The sequence below is a fragment of the Bacillus sp. SRB_331 genome, from assembly GCF_003264175.1.
Taxonomy (GTDB): domain Bacteria; phylum Bacillota; class Bacilli; order Bacillales; family Bacillaceae_G; genus Bacillus_A; species Bacillus_A mycoides.
The window spans coordinates 245660-266522 of record NZ_NADV01000011.1; the positions used below are offsets into that span (position 1 = coordinate 245660).

Consider the following 20863-nt stretch of genomic DNA (forward strand, 5'->3'; position numbering starts at 1 on the left):
ATCACCCTATAGTGATGCCTCTTTCTCATTGATAACTATGTTCTGCCTTGTCATTCAATTTCTTTTGCTCTATTTGTAATTCACGCTCTACCAATCGGTCTAATTGCTGAATTGCTTTCAATGCTTTTTCATAAGAAATCGTTCTATAATGGTGTGCGCCACCTGGTTCTTCATCGGATTCATCCGCCCACTTAATAACATTTTGTAGAGGTGTTCTTTCAAGTGTTTGTTCTAGTAGGAAAGAATCAGTGTGCAGAAGAATTGCAACAGAAATTTCTTTTGCTAGTTTAGGATGTTCTCCTAATCTAATAAGCAATTTATGAGATCTTTCTGCCCCTTTAATCGCATGTATATCATTCTTTTTATACAAGTCATAGTCCCATTCGCCGCCTGTGTACCACGTATGATGTCCGATATCATGAAGGAAGCCAGCCTTTGTCGCAGCATCGACTGAGGCGTGATGCTTTTTGGCTAAGTGAAACGCATGGTAAGCGACAGCAATCGCGTGGACCATTCCAGAACGGTTTACATATTTTTGTGTAATGTGATGTTTAAAAACTTGTTCAAGCGTAATACGTTGCATAAAACATTCACTCCTTTTATCTAATGATGTACATGAAGAAAAATCGATCGGTTTAAATGTATTTTGAATATTGTACTCCATCGGGGTAGCGTTAGTAAAGTAGAAATGTTTAGGAGAAGAAAAATTTTATAGCAATAAAAGGTCACCTTAGTTTTTTTTCTAAGGTGACCTTTTATTGCTTATTTTTTTAATCCTTGCTCCAGTGTTCCTAACATTTCGTGCTTTTCATTTTCATCAGCATTTTTCCAAATGACTTCGAATAAAACGCCAAGACCTGGAAGCATTTTTTCTTCACCGCTTTGAATTGCATCGACAATCGTTTCTTGTAATTGATCTTGTGAATTTCCAGATACATTCGCTAATACCGCGCCGCGTAAATTAAAATTCATTATCTTCACCTCTTCTTCAGAATTGAAACTGACGTTAGTTTTTGTTCTTTTTTATGTAAATATGTATGAAAAATAGGCTATAATGATAAGACAAGAAGAGAGGGAAATACATATTATGAAAAACATTGATTCAGTACAAAACCCGCGTGTGAAGCAGTGGAAAAAGCTGCAGACGAAAAAAGAGCGCGATAACAAAGCTTTATTTTTTGTAGAAGGATTTCATTTAGTAGAGGAAGCGTTAAAGGCAGGAGTTGTAACAGAACTTATCGTTTCAGATCAGACAGATCTTCCGAAAGATTGGACAGTTAATGATGTTGAAATGTATATTGTGCCTGAAGCAATTGTAAAAGTACTTCGCGAAACAGAAACAACGCAAGGTGTATTTGCTGTTTGTGAGAAACATGAGAAAGAAGTAGCTCTTACTGATGGGAAATTTCTTTTATTAGACGGCCTTCAAGACCCAGGTAATTTGGGAACGATTATTCGTACAGCGGATGCAGCGGGTATTCATGCCGTTGTGCTTGGAGAAGGGTGCGTTGATGTTTATAATAGTAAAGTACTACGATCTACACAAGGTTCTATTTTCCACTTACCGGTTGTGAAAGGGAACTTAGAAGAATGGGTAGACAAGTTAAAAGAAAATAACGTCCCTGTATATGGAACAGCTCTTGAAAATGGAGTTCCATTTGGTGAAGTAACCCCGGCTGGAAGTTTTGCATTAATTGTAGGGAATGAAGGAAGCGGCGTACGCCAAGAAATTCTTGCGAAAAGTGATCAAAACTTGTATATTCCGATTTACGGCGGGGCAGAATCATTAAATGTTGCGGTTGCAGCAGGGATTTTAACGTATTATTTACAAAGCCCAGTTGCGAATCGATAAAAAACTTCTTATAATAAGTTGAAGTGCATGTTCATAAAAAAGTGGTGAAATGAGTATCGAACTTTTTTGAACATATAATAAAAGTATATTAATGAAAAACGTTGATAGAGAAGAGTAGCTTACAAAATCGCCATATAGGGAGAGAGTGCCGTAGACTGAAAGCATTCTTATGGTAGATGGAAGTGAATTCACCTCTGGAGTTGGCGCCAGGACCATTTATATGTAAAGGCGTTCCGGTCAGAATTGATCGTTATAACTAATGAGTGGGCAGACTTGTTCTGTCAATTTAGGGTGGTACCGCGAATTTACCTCGTCCCTTTTTGGGAGCGGGGTTTTTTTATTTTTAAAATTAGGAGGGTTCCAAATGGAAGCACGTTTAAAAGAGCTAAAGCAAAAAGCGTTAGAGCTTATTGAAGAAGCGAAAGAGCTAAAGGGCTTAAACGACGTACGCGTAGCGTATTTAGGGAAAAAAGGTCCAATTACAGAAGTATTACGCGGCATGGGAAAATTATCAGCAGAAGAGCGTCCACGTATGGGAGCATTAGTAAATGAAGTACGTGAAGCGATTCAAACGCGTCTAGAAGACAAAATTGGTAACTTAGAAAAAGCAGTAATTGAGGCGAAATTAGCTACTGAAACAATTGATGTTACACTGCCAGGTCGTCCTGTTGAAACAGGTTGTCACCATCCGTTAACAGCAGTTGTTGAACAAATTGAAGATGTATTCATCGGTATGGGTTATGAAGTAGCTGAAGGAACAGAAGTAGAAAAAGACTACTACAACTTCGAAGCATTAAACTTACCGAAAGATCACCCAGCACGTGATATGCAAGATACATTCTACATTACAGAAGAAACGTTACTACGTACACATACATCTTCTGTGCAAGCACGTACGATGGAAAAGAATAAAGAAAAAGGACCGATTAAAATTATTTGTCCTGGTAAAGTGTATCGCCGCGATGACGATGATGCAACGCATTCACACCAATTCATGCAAATTGAAGGTCTTGTAATTGATAAAAATATTCGCATGAGTGACTTAAAAGGTACACTGCAAGTATTCGTGAAAAAGATGTTCGGTGAAGATCGTGAAATCCGTCTTCGTCCAAGTTTCTTCCCATTCACAGAGCCGTCTGTAGAGATGGATATTTCTTGTATGATGTGTCACGGTAAAGGTTGTGGCACTTGTAAAGGGACTGGCTGGATCGAAATTTTAGGAGCAGGTATGGTTCACCCGAACGTACTTGAAATGGCTGGTTATGATTCAAAAGAATATCAAGGTTTCGCATTCGGTATGGGCGCAGAGCGTATCGCAATGTTGAAATACGGCGTAGATGACATTCGTCATTTCTATACAAATGATGTACGTTTCTTACAGCAGTTCAAACGAGCGTAAGGGAAGGAGAGGATAAATATGTTCGTATCATATCGTTGGTTACAAGAGTATGTAGATATTAAAGATGTAACAGCACAAGAACTAGCAGACAAAATCACGAAAAGTGGTATTGAAGTAGAAGGTGTTGAAGTATTAAATAAAGGTGTAAAAGGTGTTGTAGTTGGTCACGTATTAGAATGTGAAAAACACCCAGAAGCTGATAAATTAAGCAAATGCTTAATCGATATCGGTGAAGAAGAACCGGTTCAAATTATTTGTGGAGCTGCTAACATTGCAAAAGGTTTAAAAGTACCAGTTGCAAAAGTTGGCGCTGTACTTCCTGGTAACTTCAAAATTAAAAAAGCAAAACTACGCGGGGAAGCTTCTCACGGTATGGTTTGTGCTCTTCAAGAGCTTGGTATTGATGGGAAATTCGTTGCGAAAGAATATGCAGACGGTATCTTCATCTTCCCAAGTGATGCTGAAGTTGGTGCAGATGCACTTGAAATTTTAAATTTACATGATGAAGTACTTGAGCTTGGTTTAACACCAAACCGTGCAGATTGCTTAAACATGTTAGGTGTTGCATATGAAGTAGCTGCTATTTACGGCCGTGAAGTAAAACTTCCAGCTATCGACTTACAAGAAACAGCAGAAAAAACTTCTGATTACATTTCTGTAAGTGTAGAAGCGAAAGAAGAAAACCCATTATATATTGCAAAAATGGTGAAGAACGTAAAGATTGGTCCATCACCAATGTGGATGCAAACTCGTCTTATGGCAGCTGGCATTCGTCCAATTAGTAATGTAGTTGATATTACAAACTACATTTTAATGGAATACGGTCAACCGTTACATGCATTCGATTACGATAAATTAGGTTCAAAAGAAATCGTTGTTCGTCTTGCAAAAGAAGGCGAAAAGATTCAAACATTAGATGCTCAAGAACGTACGTTACAAAGCCACCACCTTGTTATTACAAACGGTGAAAAGGCGTTAGCTGTTGCTGGTGTAATGGGCGGAGCGGATTCTGAAGTTGATAACGAGACAGTAAACGTTCTAATTGAGTCTGCATACTTTGCAGGTCAAACAGTGCGTCGTACATCAAAAGACTTAGGTCTTCGTAGCGAATCAAGTGCACGTTTTGAAAAAGGAATCGACCCAACACGTACATTTGAAGCAATTCAACATGCAGCTGCTTTAATGGCAAAATACGCTGGTGGGGAAGCGCTTGAAGGTGTAGTAGAAGCTGATAACTTACAAGTACAAGAACGTACAGTATCTGTTACAGCTGAAAAAGTAAACCGTGTATTAGGTACAGATATTTCTGCGAGTGAAATGGGTACAATGTTCACAAACTTAAAATTCCCATTCACAGAAGTAGAAGGAACATTCCATGTAAATGTACCAGCACGTCGTCCTGACATTACAATTTCAGAAGACTTAGTAGAAGAAGTAGGTCGTCTGTATGGTTATGATCACATTCCAGTTACATTACCATCTGGAACAATGACACGTGGTAAATTAACATCAGCACAAACGAAACGTCGTAAAGTACGCCGCTTCCTAGAAGGTGCTGGTTTATATGAAGCAATCACATATTCATTAACAAGCGCTGACAAAGCGAAACAATATATGGTTGAGCCGAACGAAAAAGCTCCTGTAAATCTTGCGCTTCCAATGAGCGAAGAGCGTAGCCAACTTCGTTTAAGCTTAGTGCCACAATTGTTAGAAGCAGTTTCATACAATGTTGCACGTAAAAACGACAGCGTTGCATTATATGAAGTAGGTTCTATCTTCTTACCAACAGAAGCAGGAGAACTTCCGAAAGAAGAACAACATCTTGCAGGTGTTATGACAGGTCTTGCTCTTCACCATGCATGGCAAGGTGAGAAGAAAGTTGTAGACTTCTTCGTTGTTAAAGGTGTATTAGAAGGATTATTCGACGTACTTGGCGTGGCAAATCAAATCACTTATGCACCAGCAAAACGTGAAGGTATGCACCCAGGCCGTACAGCTGACATCGTATTAGATGGTGAAGCAATCGGATTCATCGGTCAATTGCACCCGGAAACAGAAAAACAATTAGATGTGAAAAATACATTCGTATTCGAATTATCTCTTGCAAAAGTATTCGGTGCAGACGCTGAGGGAACTTACTACTCAGCAATTCCACGTTTCCCATCTATGACACGTGATATGGCTGTTGTAGTAACAACAGAAACAAAAGCTGGTGAAATGAAGCAAGTCATTGCTGAAGCTGGCGGAGAACTTCTGAAAGACGTAGCACTATTCGACTTATACGAAGGTGAAAAAATGGAAGAAGGCAAGAAATCACTTGCATTCTCTATGAACTACTTCGATGCAGAACGTACATTAACAGACGAAGAAGTAACAGAAGCGCATAACCGTGTATTAACAGCGGTAGAAGAGAAATTTGGTGCGGAGTTACGTAAGTAATAAAAAATTGCCGGATTAAGTCCGGCAATTTTTTTTATGGCACGATTGTCGGAAAATGTCGGTAAGTCGATATATTATAAAAATCGCCGATATATTTGGAGTTATGATCGATATATTATAAAAATCGCTGATATATTTGGAGTTACGGTCGATATATTGCGAAAATCGCTGATATATTTTCTGGCATCTTGCATCTTTCTCTCGAATGTAGTACATTAATTTTAGTTTAACAAAACGAAAGACGATGATAAGGAAAAGTAGTATATACTATAATCCAAAGCGAGTCAGGGACGGTGAGAGCCTGATGAGGCGGTATATGTGAAGAACACCTTGGAGTTGCTAACCGAAATTGAAACTTGTATTCAAGAGTAGACTTAGACGGGAATCCGGCCTGTTACAAACCGGGAAGTATGTATTACATACGAGTTAAAGTTGGTCTTTATGACAAATTGGGTGGTACCGCGAAGTTTAACCTTTCGTCCCTTTATGGATGAAAGGTTTTTTTGTATTTAAATATATGAGTAAAGGAGAATTTTACTATGGAAAACACATTAGTAAAAAGTCTGTATAGAGATACAGATAAATACGCAGATCAAACAGTACAAGTATCAGGTTGGATTCGTAACTTACGTGATTCAAAAGCATTTGGTTTCATCGAATTAAACGACGGTAGCTTCTTCAAAGGTGTTCAAATCGTTTTCGATACAGAATTAGAGAACTTCAAAGAAATTGCAAAGCTTCCACTAAGCTCTTCAGTTAAAGTAGAAGGTAAAGTAATTGCAACGCCTGGAGCGAAGCAACCATTTGAAATTAAAGCAGAAAAAATTGATATCGAGGGCTTATCAGATTCTGATTACCCACTTCAAAAGAAGCGTCATACGTTTGAATATTTACGTACAATCGCTCACTTACGTCCAAGAACAAATGCATTCTCTGCAACGTTCCGTGTGCGTTCTATCGCAGCATTTGCGATTCACCAGTTCTTCCAAGAGCGTGGATTCGTACATGTTCACACACCAATCATCACTGGTAGTGATACAGAAGGTGCAGGCGAAATGTTCCGCGTAACAACGCAAGATTTAAACAACGTACCTAAAGGTGAAGACGGACAAGTTGACGAATCAAAAGACTTCTTCGGTAAAGAAACAAACTTAACAGTAAGTGGACAGCTTAATGCTGAAGCTTATGCGTTAGCATTCCGTGATGTGTACACATTCGGTCCTACATTCCGTGCAGAAAACTCAAACACAACTCGCCACGCAGCTGAGTTCTGGATGGTTGAGCCTGAGATTGCATTCGCTGAGTTAGGCGATGTAATGGATCTTACAGAAGATATGCTGAAGTATGCAATGAAATACGTACTAGAGCATGCACCAGAAGAAATGGACTTCTTCAACAGCTTCGTTGATAAAACAGTTCTAGAGCGCATGAACAACGTAATCAACTCTGACTTCGGTCGCATCACTTATACAGAAGCAATTAAAGTACTTCAAGAATCAGGTGCTGAATTTAAATACCCAGTAGAATGGGGTATTGACTTACAAACAGAGCACGAAAGATACTTATCAGAAGAAATCTTCAAACGCCCTGTATTCGTAACTGACTATCCGAAAGACATTAAAGCATTCTACATGCGTATGAACGAAGATGGTAAAACAGTAGCTGCTACTGACCTTCTAGTTCCTGGCATCGGCGAATTAATCGGCGGAAGCCAACGTGAAGAAAGAATGGACGTTTTAGTAGACAGAATTAAAGAATTAGGTATGAACGAAGAGGACTACTGGTGGTACTTAGAACTTAGAAAATACGGCGGTACAAAACACGCTGGATTCGGTCTAGGTTTCGAACGCTTCCTAATGTACATCACTGGCATGGCTAACATCCGTGACGTAATTCCATTCCCAAGAACTCCAGGTTCTTCAGAGTTTTAAGATATAAAAAAGCGAGAGGATTTCCTCTCGCTTTTTTTATTGGAAAGGGTGTAACTACAAGCCGAATTTTATAAAGTATTTCACGATTGGAAAAGATGTTGTTCATAGTTCCCTTCCCACTTCATATATAAGTAAAACGAATGCGACATTTATAGGGAAGGGGTTTTTGTACAATGGGAGAAATTCCAAGTCATACAAAGTGGACATTGCGTGACAAGTATATAGTGATCACTGGTGCAACAAGTGGTATTGGATTAGCGGCAGCTAAGGTATTTGCAGAACGCGGTGCCAAACTAGGAATCATTGCACGTAACGAAGCAAAAGCGAATGATGTTATGACTCAAATTAAAAATGTAACGAATGGGAATGCAGTGGTAGATATATTTTTAGCTGATATGGCTTCCCAACAATCTATACGCCGGGTAGCTACTGATATTTTAGAAAGGTGTCCGAGAATAGATATATTAGTGAATAATGCTGGTGCTTTATTTCAAACAAGGCAGCTTACGAAGGACGGTTTGGAGATGACCTGGGCGGTAAACCATTTAGGTCCATTCTTACTCACTAATTTGTTGTTGGAGCGTTTAAAAGAAAGTGCTCCTGCTCGTGTCATTACCACTGCATCTCACGGTCACAAAATGGCTAAAAAGGGAATTGACTTCGGTGATCTAGATGCAGAACAACTTTATCGCGGTGTTAAGAAGTTCATGGGCGGTCCCACAATGCGTTATGCGCAAACAAAACTGGCTAACATTTTATTCACCTCTGAATTGGCACAGCGGTTGGAGGGAACGAGTGTTAGTGCCTATAGCTTTGATCCAGGGCTAGTGGATACGAATTTTAACCAGGACAATGGTCTGGTTGCTCGCTTAACTATGGCAGCAATGAAACCTTTCTCTCGTACACCCGAGGAAGGTGCTGAAACTCTAATATGGCTAGCAGAATCAACTGAATTTACTGATCATAGTGGTTATTACTATGCCGATAAGCAAATAGGGAAAATGTCTGAAGCTGCCTTGGATAAGGATGCCGCAAAACGTCTATGGGACATTAGTGAAAAACAGACAGGAGGATAAAAGAGTAGCCAGTATATGTTCAGATGGTTATGCTGAATAGTTTTTTACTCTTAAGTGAAAAGTAATCTTGGGGGTGATTGTAATGAGTAAGAAAGTGAAAACAGACCATTCTAGATCAAGCTTAGGTTCTCCGGAAGTGGAAGGACAAGGAACGACTACGCATGAAACGGGTTCTTATAAAGTACCTTCATCAAATAAGAAGCAGAAACGAAGTTAAACATAAAAAGGGAGTCATGGAGACTCTCTTTTTTTAGGTGAATAGTGAATAGATATCGTCCTAAATTTAAATATATATCGATATAACGAAGAAGTGCGACAAAAATAGGAACGTGTGAGATTCTATTTATCCATTTTTCATTCATAAAAGGCGAAAAGAATTCAATTCTTTTCGCCTTGTTTAGTTCATCCATATCCTGTCGATACTAAAAAGTAGTTATTTTTTCAATAAGCGAAACGCCTTCTCTGTATTAGCAAAATGCACTTTCACAAACTCAGGTAGTCTTTCTTTACCGACTTTTTGAATTAATTTAGCAGCGGCAATATCAACTTGTTTACCAGCACCTTTCGGAAGTTGCATACCAGCTTTTTTGCTTAGTTCGTCAAATTGTTTTACGAATGAGTAACGAGCTAAAATGGAAGCGGCGGCTACTGCTAAATGGACACTTTCACCTTTTGTAGCGAAGTAAACATTTTCACGCTGTACCTGTTTTTGTTTCGCTAAATATTTATAGTATGTATCAGGCTGTGTAAATTGGTCGATTAAGATGCCTTCTGGTTTTGTAGGCGCGATTTTTGCCAATAAGTTTGTGATGGCTTTGTTATGCAGTAAAGCTTTTAGTTTACCTTGGTTGTTTCCTTTATCAAATAGCTCGTTATATTTTTCATTATGAAGAACGAGGGAGCTGTAAGGAACAACGTGAAGGAGTTGTTTTGCAATCTCAGCAATTTGAGCATCATTTAAGTTTTTGGAGTCTTTTACACCGAGTTCTTTTAAAAGTGGAATTTGCTTCGCATCCACATATACAGCAACAACTGTCATCGGTCCAAAGAAATCTCCAGTACCTACTTCATCGGACCCTAAAATCGACATTGTACCAATAGAAGAAGGTGGTGCATATTGATGCGAATTGGCCGATTTTTTTACAGCGGATTTTGGTGTTTGAGAGACAGTTTGCCAACGAGCAGCCTCTGCTTCGGCACGGCCCCCTTGGAACATTACTTTGCCTGATTTATATGCTGTAATCGTGCAAGATGGTACCTTTGCCATGAAGACACCGCCTTGCGGAATTTTCGGGCTAAGCGCTTGTTTGTATTGTTGTTTCATGTCTTCAATTGCACTAGAACTTGTCTGTATTACGATAGAATTTGACAAAATGGTCGCTCCTTTTTTAATATTGTTATTTTTATCATATCGGATTGTTCTTTCTGTTTCCATATTATGATGGTTCATGGTATGATAAACTTTAGGATTCTGTACGTGATTGGAGGCCGGTGAGTTGTCACAACAAAAGGGAAATAAAAGTCGAATTAATGTAGAAATATATGGTCAACAATATTCAGTTGTTGGCGATGAAAGTACAAGTCATATCCGCATGGTAGCAGCGATTGTGGATGATAAAATGCGCGAACTCAATGCCAAGAATCCTTCGCTTGATACGAGTAGACTAGCGGTATTGACGGCGGTAAACGTCATACACGATTACATAAAATTAAAAGAAGAACATGAGAAATTGAAAGAAAGTATGACACAAAAAGGAATTGAATAACATGATTGATATTATTATCATTTTATTGCTTGTTATGGGATTTTTCCTCGGTTTACGCAGAGGATTTATTTTGCAACTTGTAAAGTTAACAAGCTTTATTATCGCATACCTCGTTGCATACTGGTACTGTAAAGATTTAGCGCCAGCACTTGCAAAAATTATTCCGTATCCATTTGATAAGAATGTGTCTGTTCCAGAATGGATAGATGCGAATAATATTGAGGGTGTCTTCTATCAAGCAATTGCGTTTATTGTATTATTTATTATTACAAAAATCGCACTTTCACTACTTGGTAATTTACTGAATATGTTTGCAGAAATCCCAGTTTTAAAGCAAGTCAATGCGGTTGCTGGGGCACTTCTTGGCTTTTTAGAAGTGTATATCATTCTGTTTGTCTTAATTATTGTTGGAACAATTCTTCCAATTGAACAAATACAAACACCATTACAAAAATCATCAATTAGCAAAATAATTGTAGACGATACACCGATTCTTTCTGAAAAGGTGAAGGAACTATGGCAGACAGGTAGCAGAGTGTAACTTCTCTTTTTTCGGAAAGAGAAGTTTTTTTCTATGAAAGAAAGGCGGGGCAATGATGAAAGTGAATAAAAAACAAGTTATCAAATTACTAGAGACAATCGGCCTATTTATGGAACTAAAGGGCGCGAATCCATTTAAAATATCTGCATTCCGTAAAGCGGCGGCAGCACTAGAAAGTGATGACCGTAGTCTTTCTGAAATTGAAGATTTCACAAAGATTCCAGGTATCGGAAAAGGAACGGCAGCAGTTATTCAAGAATATATAGAATCGGGAACATCTGAAGTACTACAAGAACTTGAAAAAGAAGTACCAAGCAGTTTATTACCCCTATTAAAACTACCAGGCCTTGGTGGTAAGAAGGTGGCCAAGTTATACAAAGAACTTGGTGTTGTTGATATGGAAACGTTAAAAGCTGTTTGTGAAGAAAATAAAGTACAAGCTTTAGCTGGATTCGGTAAGAAAACAGAAGAGAAAATATTAGAAGCAATTGATCAAGTAGGCTCTCGTCCAGAGCGTTTACCAATTGCGATGGTATTGCCTATTGCCGGGGAAATAGAGGAGAAATTGTCGAATGTTGCTGAAATAATTCGTTTCTCACGCGCTGGTAGTTTACGCCGTGTTCGGGAGACAGTGAAGGACTTAGATTTCATCATTGCAACGACAGAGCCAGCAGTAGTGCGTGAACATTTACTACAATTTGATAATATGATTGAAGTGATTGCAAGTGGAGATACGAAAGTATCTGTTCGTCTTCAATATGAATATGATATTTCAATTGACTTCCGCTTAGTAAAACCAGAAGAATTTATTACAACTCTTCACCATTTCACCGGATCAAAAGACCATAACGTAAAAATGCGCCAAATTGCGAAAGATAGAGGCGAGAAAATTAGTGAATACGGTGTGGAAATCTTAGAGACAGGTGAAGTGAAAACATTCGAAACAGAAGAAGCATTCTTCGCCCACTTTGGCCTTCCATTCATCCCACCAGAAGTGCGTGAAGATGGAAAAGAAATTGAATTAATTAAAGAGTATCCGAACTTAATTCAGTTCTCTGATATACAGGGTGATTTACATATGCATACAACGTGGAGTGACGGTGCTTTTTCAATTGAAGAAATGGTACAAGCGTGCCGCGCTCGTGGATATAAATTTATGGCAATTACTGATCACTCGCAATACTTGAAAGTAGCAAACGGTTTAACGAAAGAGCGTCTTCGTGAACAAGCGAAAGAAATTGAACGTATGAATGAAAATTATCCAGACATTACAATTTTGCGCGGGATTGAAATGGACATTTTACCAGATGCGACACTTGATTTTGACGATGAAGTATTAGCAGAACTAGATTATGTCATTGGAGCCATTCATTCTAGCTTCTCACAAGACCGTGAAACGATTATGAAGCGTCTTCGCACTGCACTTGAGAATAAGCATGTCACAATGATTGCCCATCCGACAGGACGTCTTCTTGGGCGCCGTGAGGGTTACGATGTAGATACAGATTTATTAATCCAGCTCGCAAAAGAAACAAATACAGTTTTAGAATTAAATGCAAATCCAAACCGTCTAGATTTAAGCGCGAAATTATTAAAACAAGCACAAGATGCTGGTGTAAAAGTAGCGATTAATACGGATGCCCATACACTTGAAATGTTAGAAGATATGGAAACAGGTGTAGCAGCAGCTCGTAAAGGTTGGATTCAAAAAGATAACGTGATTAACACATGGAATATTGAACGTTTATTAGACTATATTAAACGTAATAAGTAATACAGGGGGGACCTGCAACATGTTAGAACGAACGTTGCGTGTATTAGAATACAATAAAGTAAAAGAACAATTACTTGAACATACAGCATCTTCACTTGGTCGTGATAAAGTGAAGAATTTAGTGCCAAGCACAGATTTTGAAGAAATTGTGGAATTGCAAGAAACAACGGATGAGGCAGCGAAAGTCATCCGTTTAAAAGGACATGTACCACTTGGAGGGATTTCTGATATTCGTTCAAATATTAAGCGTGCGAAAATTGGAAGTATGTTAAGTCCTCATGAATTAATTGAAATCGCAAGTACGATGTACGGTAGTCGCCAAATGAAACGTTTCATTGACGATATGATTGACAACGGTGTTGAGCTTCCAATTTTAGAAATACATGTCGCGCAAATTGTGTCTTTATATGATTTAGAAAAGAAGATTACAAATTGTATTGGTGACGGCGGTGAAGTAGTCGATAGCGCAAGTGACAAATTGCGTGGTATTCGTAATCAAATTCGTACTGCGGAAAGCCGTATTCGTGAGAAATTAGAAAACATGACGCGTTCTTCAAACGCGCAAAAAATGTTATCAGATGCAATTGTAACGATTCGTAACGAACGCTACGTAATCCCGGTAAAACAAGAATACCGCGGCGTATATGGAGGTATTGTTCACGATCAATCTGCTTCTGGACAAACATTATTTATCGAACCGCAAGTAATCGTGGAATTAAATAACGCACTTCAAGAAGCACGTGTGAAAGAAAAACAAGAAGTAGAACGCATTTTAATGATGTTAACGGAAGAAGTAGCAGTGGAAGCTGATATTGTTTTATCAAACGTAGAAGTAGTTGCAAATCTTGATTTTATTTTTGCGAAAGCTCTTTATGCGAAGCGAATTAAAGCGACGAAGCCAATCGTAAATAATGAACGCTACATGGATTTAAAACAAGCACGCCATCCGCTTATTGATCCGGAAATTATCGTGCCAAATAACATTATGCTTGGTAAAGACTTTACAACAATCGTTATTACAGGACCGAATACAGGTGGTAAAACAGTTACACTGAAAACAGTCGGTATTTGTGTCTTAATGGCGCAATCTGGTCTTCATATTCCAGTAATGGATGAATCAGAGATATGTGTATTTAAAAACATCTTTGCTGATATCGGTGATGAGCAATCGATTGAACAAAATTTAAGTACATTCTCTTCTCATATGGTAAACATTGTAGATATTTTAGAAAAAGCTGATTTTGAAAGTTTAGTCCTATTTGATGAATTAGGTGCTGGGACAGATCCGCAAGAAGGGGCTGCACTAGCGATTTCTATTTTAGATGAAGTATGTAACCGTGGTGCTCGCGTTGTTGCAACGACGCATTACCCAGAATTAAAAGCATATGGATACAATCGTGAGCAAGTTATTAATGCGAGCGTTGAGTTCGATGTGAATACATTAAGCCCAACGTACAAATTATTAATCGGTGTACCAGGACGTAGTAACGCCTTTGAAATTTCGAAGCGTCTTGGTTTGTCTGATCGCGTTATTGATCGCGCTCGTAACCATATTAGTACAGATACGAACAAAATCGAAAATATGATTGCAAAGCTAGAAGAAAGCCAAAAAAATGCAGAGCGCGAACGAAAAGAAGCGGAAGAGCATCGTAAGCAATCTGAAAAACTTCATCGTGAATTACAACGTCAAATTATTGAATTTAACGATGAGCGCGATGAAAAATTATTAAAAGCGCAAAAAGAAGGGGAAGAAAAAGTCGAAGCTGCAAAGCAAGAAGCAGAAGGCATTATTCAAGAACTTCGTCAATTGCGTAAAGCACAGCTTATAAACGTGAAAGACCATGAGCTTATTGAAGCGAAGAGCCGTCTAGAAGGTGCGGCGCCAGAGCTTGTGAAGAAACAAAAAGTAAACGTGAAAAACACAGCGCCAAAACAACAATTACGCGCAGGTGATGAAGTAAAAGTGTTAACGTTCGGTCAAAAAGGTCAATTGCTTGAAAAAGTAAGTGATACAGAGTGGAGCGTACAAATTGGTATTCTGAAGATGAAAGTGAAAGAATCCAATATGGAATACATTAATACACCGAAGCAAACTGAGAAAAAAGCAGTCGCAAGTGTGAAGGGTAGAGATTATCACGTGTCGTTAGAGCTAGACCTTCGCGGCGAACGTTATGAAGATGCAATGATGCGCGTTGAAAAATATTTAGATGATGCACAGCTTGCAAGCTATCCTCGTGTATCAATTATTCACGGTAAAGGAACAGGAGCGCTTCGCCAAGGTGTACAAGATTACTTGAAGAAACATCGCGGTGTGAAAACCTACCGCTACGGTGACATGGGCGAGGGAGGCCTAGGCGTAACAGTTGTCGAATTAAAATAGCAAACAACCAAACAAAAGGGGAAACCATTATATGTTTATGGACAAACTTGCAAAAGTATTGTTAGCTTGTTGCGGAATATTTTTGGTAATTGGGGTTATTTATTTAGTTGTTTTTGCGAAGTAAAGGAGCGTCAATCTTGGCATAATGATATTGCCATGGATTGACGCTTTTAATCTATAAGAAAAGGAAAAAAACATGAAAATCAACCAATACATAAGCGAAGCAAAATCCTGCTCAAGACGTGAAACAGACCGTCTCATTAAAGCAGGACGTGCCTGTATTAACGGTGAAGTATGTACGCACGGTGCACTCGTTAATGAAGGTGATATTGTAACGATTGATGGGCAAGTTATTGCAAAAGAAGAGAAAGAAAAGGTGTATATTGCCTTCCATAAACCAGTCGGAATTACTTGTACAGCAGCCGAACATATTGAAGGAAACATTATTGATTATATCGATTATCCAGAACGAATCTTTCCTGTTGGACGATTAGATAAAGCATCGGAAGGACTCATCTTATTAACGAATGACGGTGCGATTGCGAATCAAATTTTGCACGGTGATTATGAGCATGAGAAAGAATATGTTGTCACTGTTGATAAGCCGTTTACAGATTGGTTTATTGATGAGATGTCTGGTGGAGTGAAAATTAAAGATGGAATGACGAAGCCGTGTAAAGTAACGAGAGTCGATCAATCTACATTTCGCATCGTTTTAACGCAAGGAATGAACAGGCAAATTCGTAGAACGAGTCGTGCTTTCGGATTTACTGTAACAAAGCTAAAGCGAGTGCGCATTATGAATATAGAGCTAAATGAGCTTGAAGCTGGAAAATGGCGAGACATTACAGCTAAGGAATTAGAAATATTAATAGGGCAGTTATAGGGAGGAAAGTTTTCTCCCTATATTTTTTTGTCAGAAAAAATAAAACTATTGATTTTTTAAAAAATAGCCCATATAATAAAAAACAACAAGTTTCGACAAGATATTTTATAAAAGTAATGATGAGGACATGAGTTGTTTTTGACGATTCTCAGAGAGGGAAGCCTTAGGCTGTGAGCTTCCTAATACGGAAAGACAAACTTACCACCTCTAAACTTCAAGAGTGAACTGCAGATGCATTGTAATTCTTGGCGGATAAAACCGTTATCAATTTACACGAGCTATAAAATGAGCTTATTTCGTTATAAATTCATTTTATTAGAATAAGGGTGGAACCACGATTTCAACACTCGTCCCTTTGTTAGGGACGGGTGTTTTTTGCGTTCTTTTACGGGGAAGTATGCTTGAAAGAGGATATGTGACGGATTTTAATTCAGAATATTTTGTCAATAAAATAATTAGGAGGTAGTAGAAATGAAATCATCTTTAAAGTTTTCTGAGATGTTTGCAATAAGCTTAATGTTATTTGCACTGTTTTTCGGTGCCGGTAATATGATTTTTCCACCAGCGTTAGGGCAAGGTGCTGGAACAGATGTATGGATCGCGTTATTTGGCTTTATCGTAACAGGTGTAGGACTGCCTTTATTAGGAGTTATTGTTATAGCTCTAAAGGGAGATATTAATGAATTAGCAGGACGTGTACATCCTGTATTCGCGCTAATTTTCATTACTGCAATTTATTTATGTTTAGGCGTATTTGTTAGTGTACCACGTACAGGGACTGTTGCTTATGAAATGAGTGTTGCACCGTTTTTATCAAGTGAGATAGCTGGTCAATCCTATCCACTTGTTATCTTTACATTTATTTTCTTTGCAGTAACTTTCTATTTAGCATTAAACCCATCGAAATTAGTGGGGCGCATTGGTAAAGTGTTAACTCCAATTTTATTAGCTGTTATTGCAATTATTGTAGCGAAAGCAATTATGACTCCAATGGGAGAGTTTGGTGCCCCTACAGAAGCGTATAGTGCCCCGCTCTTTAAAGGTTTTATTGATGGATATTTAACTTTAGATGGATTAGCAGCACTTGTTTTCGGAAATGTTGTGATCAATGCTTTAAAAGCAAAAGGCATTACAAATAAGAACAGTATTGCGAAAGTAACAATCTTTGCAGGATTTATTGCAGCACTTGGCTTACTTCTTGTTTATTTAGCACTTGCTTACCTTGGAGCTTCAAGTGTTTCACTTGGAATGGGAGCAAACGGTGGAATTATTTTAACAAACGTCGTGAATCATTTATTTGGTAGCTACGGAACATTATTACTAGGTATCGCAATTACAGCAGCATGCTTAACAACTTCTGTCGGTATTGTAGCAGCTTGTGGAGAATATTTTTCTTCGTTATTACCAAAGCTTTCTTATCAAAAAGTCATTTTCATTTTCTCTGTATTAGCATTTATGGTAGCAAATCTTGGTTTAACTCAGTTAAACGCATTAGCATTGCCGATTTTAATTGCAATTTACCCAATTGGTATTGTACTGATCGTATTATCGCTTGTTGAAAACTATATTCGTCTTCCATTAGCTATGTATGTAGGCGGTATTGTAGGCGCATTTGCAATTAGCTTCTTTGATGGATTGCATAATGCAAATCTTCAAGTAGCGGCCCTTGCTCCTATTTTAGATAAAATTCCATTATATAGTGTAGGGATTGGTTGGCTAGTTCCCGGTATCATTGGAATTGCAATTGGATATGTAGTTTCTTTATTTCAAAAGCAAGAAATTGCTGTAGAAAAATAAGGGAAAGAGGCTTTCTTTAAAAGAAAGCCTCTTTTTTTGTAGAAAAATTATATATAGAAGAATTCAGATATTAAAAATTTTATACGTAATATAGTTGACAAAAAAATTACCAGTAGGCTAAGATTGACTTAGTTGTGGAAATATTGGAAGGGAAGAGGTTTTCTATGACTATATCATTTTTGTAAGAAGAGGTGATAGAACGATAGAATTAGGCGGTTTATTTTTTTTTGAAATTCGTTGAGAATGATAATCAATAAAATGATGAAAGAGTTTTATGTTTATTCTTATAGGAAAAATTGGTGGGATTATTTTTTTGTCTATCAATGAGAATGATAATCAATATATTTCTAACTACATAGTGTTACTCGTTATAAAATAGAGATAGAGAGATTATTTTTTTTCTTATATATTGAGAATAATTATCATTTTCAAAAAAGAAAAACAAGGAGGCAGTAAGGTAAATGAGAAAGTTTTCGGTATTACCCGCTTTTATTATGACATTCGTATGTATGCTAGCTTTTCTCGTAGTGCCATTCGGACAAGTTTCGGCAAATGTAGCTGACGGTACTTACGATATTAACTATGTCATACAAAAAGCAGAAAATGATTCAGCTTCAATGGCAAATGATTATTTTGAAAAACCAGCTAAGTTAATTGTAAAAAATGGTGAGATGAGAGTACAAATTCCTATGAATCATAGTGCTTGGATTACAGAATTTAAAGCACCAGAGAACGGGAACTTTGTTGATGCAAAAGTTGTTAGTAAAGATGAATCTGCAGATAAAAGAACTGTAGAGTTTAAAATAGACGACTTATCTAAACCAGCAGCTGTAAAAATTCATGTTGTTGTACCGAACGTAAATTATGACCATAACTACACAATTCGCTTTGCGTTTGATGCAAATGTAAAAGCAGTAGGTGGAGAGAATAAGGCAACTGCTGCAACAAAAAATGAAGATCAAACTCAAAAAAATACACAAGTAAAAGAAGAAGTGAAGAAAGAAGAGAGCAAAGAAACAAACAAAGATGTAAATAAAGGAACAAATGAAAGTGGGAAAGCTGAAAAAACAGATAACCCAAAAACAAGTGATGAAGCACGTATCGGATTATTTGCAGCATTACTTCTTATTTCAGGTGTTTTCTTAATTCGTAAAGTACGTCAAAACTAAATAAAGGAGCGGTATTCTATTGAATAAATATCTTAAAATTGTTATTGCGATGTTTTTAATGGTATTTACATTCGCATCAATATTACAACCCCTTGCAGTTCAAGCTGCTAGTCAACTAGCTGACGGTGAATATTCAATCGGTTTCAAAGTTCTTAAAGACACATCAGATGAAGAATCTATGATGAATCAATACTCTGTAAGTCCAGGAACTTTAAAAGTGAAGAATGGGAAAAAGAAAGTATCCTTTACGTTAGAACATAGTTCATGGATTACAAAGTTTGAAACGGAAAAAAGTGGTCAGTTTGTTGCGACAAATGTAATTAGTGAAGATCAAGAAAAAGATACAAGAGTCGTAGAATTTGATGTGGACGATGTAGAGAAGGTATTAAATGCGAAAGTAAAAGTAGACATTGATTTTTTAAATTATCATCATGACTATGATGTGCGTATTGCATTTGATCAAAATAGTATTACACCGATTCATGTAGAACAACCAAATGAAAAAGAGGACCCAGCTAATAAGCCAGATCCAAATGGAAATCCGGATCCGAGTCAGAAGCCCGACCAAAAGCCTGACCCAGATCAACAACCAAATTCTAACACAATTAAAGATGGAGAGTACAGCATTCCATTTAAAGTGTTAAAAGATCAAACAGATGAAGAATCTAAGATGAATACTTACATGGTAAATCCAGGGGTATTAAAAGTAGAAAACGGTAAGAAAAAAGCAATTGTAACGTTAAAAAATAGCTCATTAATTAAAAATTTCCAAACGGAAAAAGATGGCGCATTTGCTGATGCAAAAGTAGTGAGTGAAGATAAAGAAAAAGATACAAGAGTAGTAGAATTTGAAGTAGACGATTTATCTAAAAAACTAAATACAAAAGTATTTATTGAAGTGGCATCACAAGGTTACAAGCAAACACATAATGTACAACTTTTATTTGAACAAGATAAACTTGAACAAATTAAAAATGAAGAGAAACAACCGGAATTAGAAAAACCAGATACTGAAACAATTAAAGATGGTGAGTACAGCGTTCCGTTTAAAGTGTTAAAAGATCAAACAGATGAAGAATCTAAGATGAATACTTACATGGTAAATCCAGGGGTATTAAAAGTAGAAAATGGTAAGAAAAAAGCAATTGTAACACTAAAAAGTAGCTCATTAATTAAAAATTTCCAAACGGAAAAAGATGGTACGTTTGTTGATGCAAAAGTAGTGAGTGAAGATAAAGAAAAAGATACAAGAGTAGTAGAGTTTGAAGTAAACGATTTATCTAAAAAACTAAATACAAAAGTATTTATCGAAATGGCATCAAGAAACTATAAGCAAACACATGATGTGCAACTTTTATTTGAACAAGATAAGCTTGAACAAATTAAAAATGAAGAGAAACCAGAAGTAGAGAAACCGGAAGTAGAAAAACCAGATGCTGAAACAATTAAAGATGGTGAATACAGTATCAATTTCAAAGCTTTAAAAGATCAAACAGAAGAAATTTCAATGATGAACACGTATACAAAGAGTCCAGGCGTGTTAAAAGTGAAAGATGGTAAAAAATATGTATCATTCACATTAACGAATAGCGCTTGGATTACAAAGTTTGAATTTGAGAAAAATGGTTCGTTTGTTGATGCGAGTGTATTGAGTGAAGATACGAAAGCTGATACGCGTGTAGTGGAAGTGGAAGTAGCAGATTTATCGAAAAAATTGAACGCAAAAGTAAAAGTCGATATCGATTCAATGAATTATCATCATTTCTATGATATTCAATTTGCATTTGATAAAGATAGCATTAAACCGTTAGATAACCAAGGCGGAAACGACAACCAAGGTGGAAACGACAACC

General features: G+C 37.4%; 17 protein-coding genes and 3 other annotated features. Of the genes, 14 read left to right on the plus strand and 3 right to left on the minus strand.

Annotated features, from left to right (window positions below; translation table 11 throughout):
* Window positions 1-25: 25 nt before the first annotated feature.
* Window positions 26-583 carry an HD domain-containing protein gene (locus B5P42_RS09895; protein WP_113734130.1) on the minus strand — a complete coding sequence of 186 codons (558 nt, stop codon included), beginning with the start codon at window positions 581-583 and terminating at the stop codon, window positions 26-28.
* 179 nt (window positions 584-762) lie between these two features.
* A complete protein-coding gene (gene sspI / locus B5P42_RS09900; RefSeq protein ID WP_088034070.1) occupies window positions 763-972 on the minus strand; it encodes a small acid-soluble spore protein SspI in 210 nt (69 codons plus the stop codon).
* Window positions 973-1054: 82 nt separating this feature from the next.
* Here sspI and B5P42_RS09905 point away from each other — a divergent pair, with 82 nt between their 5' ends.
* The 6 genes from B5P42_RS09905 (at window position 1055) to B5P42_RS09930 (ending at window position 8914) form a co-directional block, all read left to right on the plus strand.
* Window positions 1055-1852, plus strand: a complete 798-nt coding sequence (locus B5P42_RS09905) for a TrmH family RNA methyltransferase (protein ID WP_002015458.1) — start codon at window positions 1055-1057, stop codon at window positions 1850-1852.
* 92 nt (window positions 1853-1944) lie between these two features.
* Window positions 1945-2173: a binding site (T-box leader), on the plus strand.
* Between the two features lie 43 nt (window positions 2174-2216).
* Entirely contained in the window at window positions 2217-3251 is a 1035-nt protein-coding gene (pheS, locus tag B5P42_RS09910; protein WP_002015457.1) for a phenylalanine--tRNA ligase subunit alpha, read from the plus strand.
* An 18-nt stretch (window positions 3252-3269) separates the two neighbouring features.
* Entirely contained in the window at window positions 3270-5690 is a 2421-nt protein-coding gene (gene pheT / locus B5P42_RS09915) for a phenylalanine--tRNA ligase subunit beta (protein WP_113734131.1), read from the plus strand.
* A 235-nt stretch (window positions 5691-5925) separates the two neighbouring features.
* Window positions 5926-6177, plus strand: a binding site (T-box leader).
* 52 nt (window positions 6178-6229) lie between these two features.
* Window positions 6230-7621, plus strand: a complete 1392-nt coding sequence (gene asnS, locus B5P42_RS09920) for an asparagine--tRNA ligase (RefSeq protein ID WP_002034242.1) — start codon at window positions 6230-6232, stop codon at window positions 7619-7621.
* 173 nt (window positions 7622-7794) lie between these two features.
* Entirely contained in the window at window positions 7795-8697 is a 903-nt protein-coding gene (locus B5P42_RS09925; protein ID WP_113734132.1) for an SDR family oxidoreductase, read from the plus strand.
* Between the two features lie 82 nt (window positions 8698-8779).
* A complete protein-coding gene (locus tag B5P42_RS09930) occupies window positions 8780-8914 on the plus strand; it encodes a YuzL family protein (RefSeq protein WP_002112167.1) in 135 nt (44 codons plus the stop codon).
* Window positions 8915-9130: 216 nt separating this feature from the next.
* Here B5P42_RS09930 and rnhC read toward each other — a convergent pair whose 3' ends face one another.
* Complete coding sequence (gene rnhC / locus B5P42_RS09935; RefSeq protein WP_044442280.1) at window positions 9131-10069, minus strand: ribonuclease HIII; 939 nt, start codon at window positions 10067-10069, stop codon at window positions 9131-9133.
* A gap of 124 nt (window positions 10070-10193) precedes the next feature.
* Between rnhC and zapA the strand changes: the two genes are divergently transcribed.
* The 8 genes from zapA to B5P42_RS32570 all read left to right on the plus strand — a co-directional run.
* The gene (gene zapA / locus B5P42_RS09940) at window positions 10194-10463 is read left to right on the plus strand and encodes a cell division protein ZapA (protein WP_002112165.1); all 270 of its coding nucleotides are present in this window, start codon (window positions 10194-10196) and stop codon (window positions 10461-10463) included.
* A gap of 1 nt (window position 10464) precedes the next feature.
* Window positions 10465-11004, plus strand: coding sequence for a CvpA family protein (locus tag B5P42_RS09945; RefSeq protein ID WP_002129333.1), 540 nt, complete (start codon window positions 10465-10467; stop codon window positions 11002-11004).
* A gap of 55 nt (window positions 11005-11059) precedes the next feature.
* A complete protein-coding gene (gene polX, locus B5P42_RS09950) occupies window positions 11060-12778 on the plus strand; it encodes a DNA polymerase/3'-5' exonuclease PolX (RefSeq protein ID WP_113734133.1) in 1719 nt (572 codons plus the stop codon).
* A gap of 19 nt (window positions 12779-12797) precedes the next feature.
* Window positions 12798-15158 carry an endonuclease MutS2 gene (locus B5P42_RS09955; RefSeq protein ID WP_113734134.1) on the plus strand — a complete coding sequence of 787 codons (2361 nt, stop codon included), beginning with the start codon at window positions 12798-12800 and terminating at the stop codon, window positions 15156-15158.
* 196 nt (window positions 15159-15354) lie between these two features.
* A complete protein-coding gene (locus B5P42_RS09960) occupies window positions 15355-16044 on the plus strand; it encodes a 23S rRNA pseudouridine(2604) synthase RluF (RefSeq protein WP_113734135.1) in 690 nt (229 codons plus the stop codon).
* Between the two features lie 107 nt (window positions 16045-16151).
* Window positions 16152-16402, plus strand: a binding site (T-box leader).
* 113 nt (window positions 16403-16515) lie between these two features.
* Complete coding sequence (brnQ6, locus tag B5P42_RS09965) at window positions 16516-17841, plus strand: branched-chain amino acid transport system II carrier protein BrnQ6 (protein ID WP_044442284.1); 1326 nt, start codon at window positions 16516-16518, stop codon at window positions 17839-17841.
* Between the two features lie 461 nt (window positions 17842-18302).
* Window positions 18303-19010 (plus strand): heme uptake protein IsdC, encoded by a 708-nt coding sequence (isdC, locus tag B5P42_RS09970; RefSeq protein WP_044442286.1) that lies wholly within the window; start codon window positions 18303-18305, stop codon window positions 19008-19010.
* Between the two features lie 19 nt (window positions 19011-19029).
* Window positions 19030-20863 (plus strand): NEAT domain-containing protein (locus B5P42_RS32570; protein ID WP_258397462.1); only part of this gene is annotated, 1834 nt, incomplete at its 3' end.

Bases quoted from the DNA above. Each gene is read 5' to 3' on its own strand.
- B5P42_RS09895 (WP_113734130.1), bottom strand. From the start codon at position 583: ATGCAACGTATTACGCTTGAACAAGTTTTTAAACATCACATTACACAA.
- sspI (WP_088034070.1), bottom strand. From the start codon at position 972: ATGAATTTTAATTTACGCGGCGCGGTATTAGCGAATGTATCTGGAAAT.
- B5P42_RS09905 (WP_002015458.1), top strand. From the start codon at position 1,055: ATGATAAGACAAGAAGAGAGGGAAATACATATTATGAAAAACATTGAT.
- pheS (WP_002015457.1), top strand. From the start codon at position 2,217: ATGGAAGCACGTTTAAAAGAGCTAAAGCAAAAAGCGTTAGAGCTTATT.
- pheT (WP_113734131.1), top strand. From the start codon at position 3,270: ATGTTCGTATCATATCGTTGGTTACAAGAGTATGTAGATATTAAAGAT.
- asnS (WP_002034242.1), top strand. From the start codon at position 6,230: ATGGAAAACACATTAGTAAAAAGTCTGTATAGAGATACAGATAAATAC.
- B5P42_RS09925 (WP_113734132.1), top strand. From the start codon at position 7,795: ATGGGAGAAATTCCAAGTCATACAAAGTGGACATTGCGTGACAAGTAT.
- B5P42_RS09930 (WP_002112167.1), top strand. From the start codon at position 8,780: ATGAGTAAGAAAGTGAAAACAGACCATTCTAGATCAAGCTTAGGTTCT.
- B5P42_RS09945 (WP_002129333.1), top strand. From the start codon at position 10,465: ATGATTGATATTATTATCATTTTATTGCTTGTTATGGGATTTTTCCTC.
- polX (WP_113734133.1), top strand. From the start codon at position 11,060: ATGAAAGTGAATAAAAAACAAGTTATCAAATTACTAGAGACAATCGGC.
- B5P42_RS09955 (WP_113734134.1), top strand. From the start codon at position 12,798: ATGTTAGAACGAACGTTGCGTGTATTAGAATACAATAAAGTAAAAGAA.
- B5P42_RS09960 (WP_113734135.1), top strand. From the start codon at position 15,355: ATGAAAATCAACCAATACATAAGCGAAGCAAAATCCTGCTCAAGACGT.
- brnQ6 (WP_044442284.1), top strand. From the start codon at position 16,516: ATGAAATCATCTTTAAAGTTTTCTGAGATGTTTGCAATAAGCTTAATG.
- isdC (WP_044442286.1), top strand. From the start codon at position 18,303: ATGAGAAAGTTTTCGGTATTACCCGCTTTTATTATGACATTCGTATGT.